This window comes from Desulfurispora sp., assembly GCF_052744395.1.
The window spans coordinates 21,221-27,640 of sequence record NZ_JBRAJI010000039.1; the positions used below are offsets into that span (position 1 = coordinate 21,221).

The window sequence follows — 6,420 nt, forward strand, 5'->3', positions numbered from 1 at the left end:
ATATTAAGTGCTTTTTGATAAGGGAGTGGATGGTGCCTGGTGGTGCTCCCGGTCTTCAAAACCGGTCGCGAGGCGGTAACCCCGTCTCGGGTGAGTTCGATTCTCACACACTCCCGCCACAGAGCAAACCCCCGGCAGCGCGGGGGTTTTAGTATTTCACAGGAGCGTTACCAAACCATGACTACCGCAGCCCGCCTTACCCTGCTCTGGCTCAGCCTGACCCTGTTCATGGAAGCGCTGATCTACGGCCTGATTACACCGCTGGCCCCCTATTATGCCCGCACCCTGCACCTGGGTGCCGGCCAGCTGGGGCTGTTTTTTGCCGTGTATTCCGTGGCCCTTTTTGCCGCCAGCTTCCCTTCGGGCAGCGCCTGCGACCGCCTGGGGCACCGCCCGGTGCTGGCCGCCGGCCTGCTGCTGCTGGCCGCTTCGACCATGCTTTTTGCCCTGGTGCAGGGCCTGTGGTGGCTGGTGCTGGCCCGCATTCTGCAGGGCGCGGCCGGCGCGGCCATCTGGACCGCCGCCCTGGCCGCCGCCACCACCCTGCTGCCCACCAGGCAGCGGGGCAGCGGTCTGGGCTGGATGATGGCCGTAACCGGCCTGGGCACCATTGCCGGCCCGGTGTTCAGCGGCGCGGCTTTCCACAGCCTGGGCTACTCTGCCCCCTTCCTGGGCACGGCAGGAATAGTGCTGCTGCTCACTCTGCCCGCCCTGGGCCGTTTTCTACCCGAAACCGGCCGGGAAAGCCGGCAGTCATCCTCCTACGGAAAGGTCACCGATCTGAAAATGATCATGATCATCCTGCTGGTGGCCGCCAGCAGCTTCAGTTTCGGCATGCTGGAACCCCTTTTGCCCCTGCACCTGGCCGACCGCTTTGCCCAGAACAGCCGTGACATCGGCCTGATGTTCGGCTACATGAGCCTGGTCTATTTCGGCACCCGGCCCCTGTGGGGCTATCTGGGTGACCGCCGGGGCTACCCGGCACTGATTCTGCCCGGGCTGATCATCACGGCCTTCTCTTTGCCCACCCTGGGCCTGGCCCCCGATCTGGTGTCCCTGTATCTGGCAGCCGGCATCTTCAGCGCCGCCTGCTGCGCCATGACCACCCCCTGCCTGCCCCTGCTGGCCGAATACTCCGACCAGAAGGGCGAGGAAAGCTACGGCCGCAGTTACGCCCTGGTCAATGCCGCCTACTCGGTGGGACTGCTGCTGGGCCCGGCCGCCGGCGGCTGGCTGACCGACTGGTTTTCCTTCCGCGGCGCACTGCTGATCTTCTCCCTGCTGCTGCTGGCACTGGGAGCGGGATTTTACCGGTACAGCCTGCCCCATAAGCCCACCCCGGCCCACCGGCCGGACCGCTGAAAAAACGTCACCCCCGTACTAGCGCCAGCTATTACGCTGGTTGCCACAGCACGGGGGTTTCTTACAGGGAGCAGCGGCCGTTGGCACCTGCGCACAGACCAGAAAGGGCAAAGGCTAAAATGCAATGGGCAGCTATCCCCCTTTACAGCAACATTTTATTAGTTCTATCATTGATAATAGCCGTCGCTTCCTCCAGTGAACTGGCTACAAACAGTTCATCCGTTAATTCGTCCAGCTGCTTCAGACTGCTTATTTCACGCACTTTCTGCTGCAGCCTGGATGACGATGCACCAAATTTCCTGGAAAGGTACTTGCAGATATAGTCCTGGGCTTTTTTTACACTGCCTTCCAGTAAACCTTCCTGCTTACCTTCCTGCTTACCTTCTTTTCTGGCCCTGGCCAGTCTGGAAGCCTGGTCCATCTCATACTTGTAACGCGACAGATATTCGGCCCGGACAGCCGGGTCGCTGCTAATTCTGTCCAGCATGGCACGGGCTTTTTGGATCATGGCGTCCTGTTCCATGATTTTTTCCACCTCCTGAGCGATGTTCTGGTCGTCACGAGCCAGCAGAAATAACATCCATTTGATTACCCTGTCCCGATCCCTGGATATTTCCCCGCGTTTAAATGATTCCCTCACTCTGACCAGGTCTAAAAATACGATTTCGGCCCGTTCGGTGAGCAGGATTTTCTGCCGGTCTTCCCACCAGTGGAAGTGGTGACGGTAATGGGGGCTGGTAGGGAACTGGTTGTAATTAGTGATGATGATGGTTACGGCTCTGGACAGGTCGGCATAGTCTACTCCGGCGGTTAAGGTTTCGGTCAGGATATGGGCGTTGTAATAGATGCTGCGGTTGGCCATGTTGTGCTCATCCCGCAGCTGCATCTCGATGTTGAAGCGGTCATTGTTCACAGTAGTTGCATGAATGTCCAGGATTATCCCTTTATCCACTGGATGTTCTTTTTCTTTGTCGGCACGCAACACCTGCACATGACTAAGCCGGTGGTCACCACTCAACTGCAGAATATCATTAAGCAGTTCACACAGCAACTCTTCATCGCGGAAAAGCAGCTTAAATATGATATCGCTTTTGGGGTCCAGACAATTTTGCCATCTTTGCCATATGTCCAGGGTGATCACCTCTTTGGTTTCTATTTTACCATAGCCGCCGGTTATGGTAAAACGGCTGTCTAGATGGGGTTGGTATTTATTTGATGCGGAGTGAAAATATTGCGCTAGCCTCCATCATTCAGTTGCAGTACAGACTTTCAATCAGGCGGCGCTTTTTCTCCCGGGCCGCAGCCTGCTCCGGGTCTTCGGCAGCCGCATCACCGGGCGGCGGGGCGGCTCTGGACTGCCAGCGGCTGCCCGGACGCTGCCGGGCGGATTCATGGCGGGCTGCTGCGTAGCGGGAGGCTTCAGCCCGGGCCTGGTCCAGGGTGCGCACACCGGCATTGTAGAGGTTCCGGCAGATGGCGTCGATGTAGTCCACCCGCCGCACATTGGCCAGGGCGGCTTTTTCGATGGCCCACAGCACCACGCCCGGTTCCAGCCCGGCCGCCAGCCAGGCGGTGAGTTTTTCCACCTGCAGCGGTGAAGGGGCCAGGATACCGCCTGCTGCAGGGCTTCCTGTATCCGAACAGCCGGCAAATCTTCCCGCGCCCGATCTATATCTACATCATCTATATCATTTAGATCTAGATCTTTCTTTAGGCGGGCCGCAAAGCCTTGGGGCTCTAAGGCGGATGTCCCGGCACAGCTTGTCCTTTTGCACAAGTTATCCTGACCATTATTACTTGTCCTTTTGGACAAGTTGGCAGGATTACTTGTCTGATCAGACAAGTTTTGCCCGGTGTTGCTACTTGTCTTTTCGGACAAGTTAGTGGGTTTACTTGTCTTATTGGACAAGTAATCCGCTCTTTCATTACTTGTCATTTCAGACAAGTTAGCGGTTATACTTGTCCTTTTACACAAGTTATTCTCACCATTATTACTTGTCTTTTCGGACAAGTTATGTGCGGCGGAGCTGTCTGTCCCTGCAGGCTGGCTCCGGGCCATAGCGGTCTGAGCATCCGCCCTGCTGCCGGCGAGCTCGTCCGCTTTTTTTGTCTGGCGCTCCTTCCGGTGCGCACGGCTCCGGCCGGCTTGGCCTGGGGGCTGGCCACGGCGGGCGGCAGACAGAGCCACTGTTCCAGGTCGCTCTGCAGGGCGTAACGGGCCGGGCGGCCCGGACTGCGGGTGATGACGCGCTGTCTAACCAGTTCCTGCAGTTGCTTGAAAACGTATGTCTCCTCCGATCCACAGACGGCGGCAAATTCGCGCAGGGTGATGCTGTCATTCTCCCGCCCCCAGCCGCAGGTGCGGCGCAGAATGAACAGGCAGATGCTCAGCTGGGTACTGTTCAGCCCGGCTCTGATCAAGGATTCCAGGAGCATGTTGGGTACCTGGGTGCAGCCATCCTGAACGCTGGCCATGTTTCTCGTACCTCCTGTCTTGAGATCAGCAATTCCGGCAGTTCCGGGGCGGCCCGGTAAACTGGCGCTATCTGAGTGCTGGCTGCGGCGGGAGTGGGCGCCGGGCCGGTATATACGCACACCTAATGTCAATAATTAGTTAAGCAATGTGCACATAAATATGCTGTCTTAATAAGCTATATGCTGCACACTGGAGGGGTTAAAAACAGTGCATTAAGAAGAGGCATTTACCATAAAGCCTGCGGAAAATGCGGGAAAGCAGGGGTTCACCCTTGCTCCAACCAATCGTTTACAGGAATAAACATCATGTGTATACCATATATGTAAATATATGGTATAATACACTTGTGCTCTGGTTTGCCCAAACAAACCTATCCTGTAACGGGGGAGGTAGAGGCATGCTCCGCGATCTGGCCCGGGGACTGGCCGGGCTGGCCCTGGCCGGCCTGCTCTGTTTGATGAACCAGCCGCCGGCCACGGCCGGTGACCGGCATAGCAGCAAAATAATCATTAATAAGGGAACCAATCAACTGGCTGTGGTAAAAGACGGCCGGTTCCTGCAAGTGTTTCCCGTAGCCACCGGGCGCCTCCCCAGCTACACCCCGGAAGGGGTTTTTCGCGTGGTGTGCAAAATTGTAAATCCCTATTACGCCCGCCTGAAAATACCCGGCGGCCACCCCGCCAATCCCCTGGGCAAATACTGGCTGGGCCTGTCGGTAGGCGGCGGCTATCAGTACGGCATTCATGGCAATGCCGATCCTTCTTCCATAGGCAAATACGCCTCCGGAGGCTGCATCCGCCTGCACAACAGCGATATTGCCTGGCTCTTTCCCCGCATCGCCGTGGGCACACCGGTGGAGATCATCAACTCACCGGTCAGTCTGGAAATGCTCTATCCCGACCAGGCCGGGCTGATCTGCCCCCCGCCCGCCGGGGCCGATCAGGGGGAAGGCATTTGATCCTCCGTCTGTGATATACCCGGGTTATCTATCAAATATCCGGCCTTATGCACAAAAAACCACCGGGCAAGCGGTGGTTTTTCTACATTAATGCTTATCAGATTCTAACATTTTCTTCTGTAATTGCAGCACTTCATCCAGGTTAAGTCCGGTAGCTTTGGTGATGATTCGCGGGTCAACGCCCTCATGAAGTAACATTATAGCAGTTTGCTGGCGTTCTTCTTTCACTTTCTCTTGCACAATCTTATGCAATTTCTCTTGAACGATCTCATCTATAATCTCGCTGAAAATAACTGATTCCATAAGCATTTCCCTCCTGATATAGAGCCTTATCAGGCTTCCAGCATACTTTTTCTCAGCCAGCAAATACATGATGTTTTCTATCTTTAATCACTGTTTCCCAGATATCGCTACGATAGCGCAACATCCTTACAGGCAGAGCAGTATCCCGATAAGCCATGGGCTCGATATGTAAAAAATAATTACCGTTCGCTTCTTCCACTTCCAGCACACTGTCCAGGCGAGAGCTCAGTTTAGGACTAAATTCGGTCTGGTATGGCCTGATTTGCTGCGGTTTGCTTTCCGGTACCAGATAGGCCAACCAATCACCTGCCCGGCGTTGTAGCAAACGTTTGATGGCCAGATCAGGCTTGGACATCGGAGCACTCCTTTTTGCTTGATTATATCACTAGCACAGTGCTGTGGGAAGCTGGATAAAAGAGAGCGCTGTCGACCAGGCTGGGCTGATCTGCCCCCCGCCCGCCGGGGCCGATCAGGGGGAAGGCAAATATTAAATCTCCTGCTCCCGCACCAGTTCCGGCAGATCATTGCGGGGCGAGTTGACCAGCCGGGAGACCGGGTAAATGTGCAGCCTTTCCTCACAGGGGCGAAGCATTTTTTTCAGTGTACCCGCATCGGTGCTGCCATCCAGCCGGGCCGCATACTCGCGCTCGTCGCGCAAGATCACGGGCATTCTGGAGTGAATCCCCTGCATGGCCGGGCTGGCAGTGGTAGTGATGATGGTAAAAGAAAAAATGCTTCCCTCGAGCGCATCCCACCTGTCCCAGAGACCGGCAAAGGCAAACAGTTCCTGTCCGGGCAGCACGATCCGGTATGGCGTGCTGACTTTTCCCTCCTTTTTCCATTCATAAAAACCATCGGCCGGGATCAGACAGCGGCGATGGCGAAAGGAATCCCGGAAAGAAGGCTTATCCGTCAGGGTTTCCGCTCTGGCGTTTATCAGTTTATGGCCCATGCTGGCTTCTTTGGCCCAGTGCGGTACCAGTCCCCAGCGCATAACGGCCAGCCAGCGCCCGGACCCATCCTCCCCGATCACCGGCACTGTTTGCCCGGGCGCAATGTTATAGCGCGGGCTGTACTGGATATGCACCATCACGCCAAAGGTCTGGCTGATTTTTTCCGGTGATACTGTCAGCGTATAGCGACCGCAGATAACCAACACCCCCCGGGAAGTGAGTCAGAAAGCAAATCAGAACAGGAATATTCCACCCGTCAAAATGCGGCGCGCGAGTTGCCCCACCGCAGCAACGGCTATGAAAAACAGCTAACTATAACCTGGATCCGTGATACCATCTCACCAATAACCATTTTCAGGCATAATCTG

Annotated in this window: 8 protein-coding genes and 1 tRNA gene; 3 read left to right on the plus strand and 6 right to left on the minus strand. The window is 56.0% G+C overall.

The genetic code is table 11. From position 1 onward, the window contains the following. Window positions 1–21 precede the first annotated feature (21 nt). Window positions 22–119: transfer RNA gene (locus ACUVTU_RS10450), tRNA-Sec, on the plus strand. Then, window positions 91–1,362 carry an MFS transporter gene (locus ACUVTU_RS10455; protein WP_445889910.1) on the plus strand — a complete coding sequence of 424 codons (1,272 nt, stop codon included), beginning with the start codon at window positions 91–93 and terminating at the stop codon, window positions 1,360–1,362. The genes ACUVTU_RS10450 and ACUVTU_RS10455 overlap by 29 nt, the downstream gene beginning before the upstream one ends. A gap of 142 nt (window positions 1,363–1,504) precedes the next feature. On the opposite strand, the gene ACUVTU_RS10460 is transcribed toward ACUVTU_RS10455, so the two are convergent. The 3 genes from ACUVTU_RS10460 to ACUVTU_RS10470 all read right to left on the minus strand — a co-directional run bounded on the left by ACUVTU_RS10460 (window position 1,505) and on the right by ACUVTU_RS10470 (window position 3,837). After that, the gene (locus ACUVTU_RS10460) at window positions 1,505–2,503 is read right to left on the minus strand and encodes an Rpn family recombination-promoting nuclease/putative transposase (RefSeq protein ID WP_445889911.1); all 999 of its coding nucleotides are present in this window, start codon (window positions 2,501–2,503) and stop codon (window positions 1,505–1,507) included. A 109-nt stretch (window positions 2,504–2,612) separates the two neighbouring features. Next, window positions 2,613–2,972, minus strand: a complete 360-nt coding sequence (locus ACUVTU_RS10465; protein ID WP_445889918.1) for a DnaD domain-containing protein — start codon at window positions 2,970–2,972, stop codon at window positions 2,613–2,615. A 343-nt stretch (window positions 2,973–3,315) separates the two neighbouring features. After that, window positions 3,316–3,837, minus strand: coding sequence for a replication protein (locus ACUVTU_RS10470; RefSeq protein ID WP_445889912.1), 522 nt, complete (start codon window positions 3,835–3,837; stop codon window positions 3,316–3,318). A 398-nt stretch (window positions 3,838–4,235) separates the two neighbouring features. Between ACUVTU_RS10470 and ACUVTU_RS10475 the strand changes: the two genes are divergently transcribed. Next, window positions 4,236–4,796 carry a L,D-transpeptidase gene (locus ACUVTU_RS10475; RefSeq protein ID WP_445889913.1) on the plus strand — a complete coding sequence of 187 codons (561 nt, stop codon included), beginning with the start codon at window positions 4,236–4,238 and terminating at the stop codon, window positions 4,794–4,796. A gap of 87 nt (window positions 4,797–4,883) precedes the next feature. Here ACUVTU_RS10475 and ACUVTU_RS10480 read toward each other — a convergent pair whose 3' ends face one another. From ACUVTU_RS10480 to ACUVTU_RS10490, 3 genes are all read right to left on the minus strand, one after another. Beyond that, window positions 4,884–5,099 (minus strand): hypothetical protein, encoded by a 216-nt coding sequence (locus tag ACUVTU_RS10480; protein WP_445889914.1) that lies wholly within the window; start codon window positions 5,097–5,099, stop codon window positions 4,884–4,886. Between the two features lie 52 nt (window positions 5,100–5,151). After that, a complete protein-coding gene (locus ACUVTU_RS10485) occupies window positions 5,152–5,454 on the minus strand; it encodes a hypothetical protein (protein ID WP_445889915.1) in 303 nt (100 codons plus the stop codon). Window positions 5,455–5,586: 132 nt separating this feature from the next. Beyond that, a complete protein-coding gene (locus ACUVTU_RS10490; RefSeq protein WP_445889916.1) occupies window positions 5,587–6,255 on the minus strand; it encodes an SOS response-associated peptidase in 669 nt (222 codons plus the stop codon). Window positions 6,256–6,420: the final 165 nt, after the last annotated feature.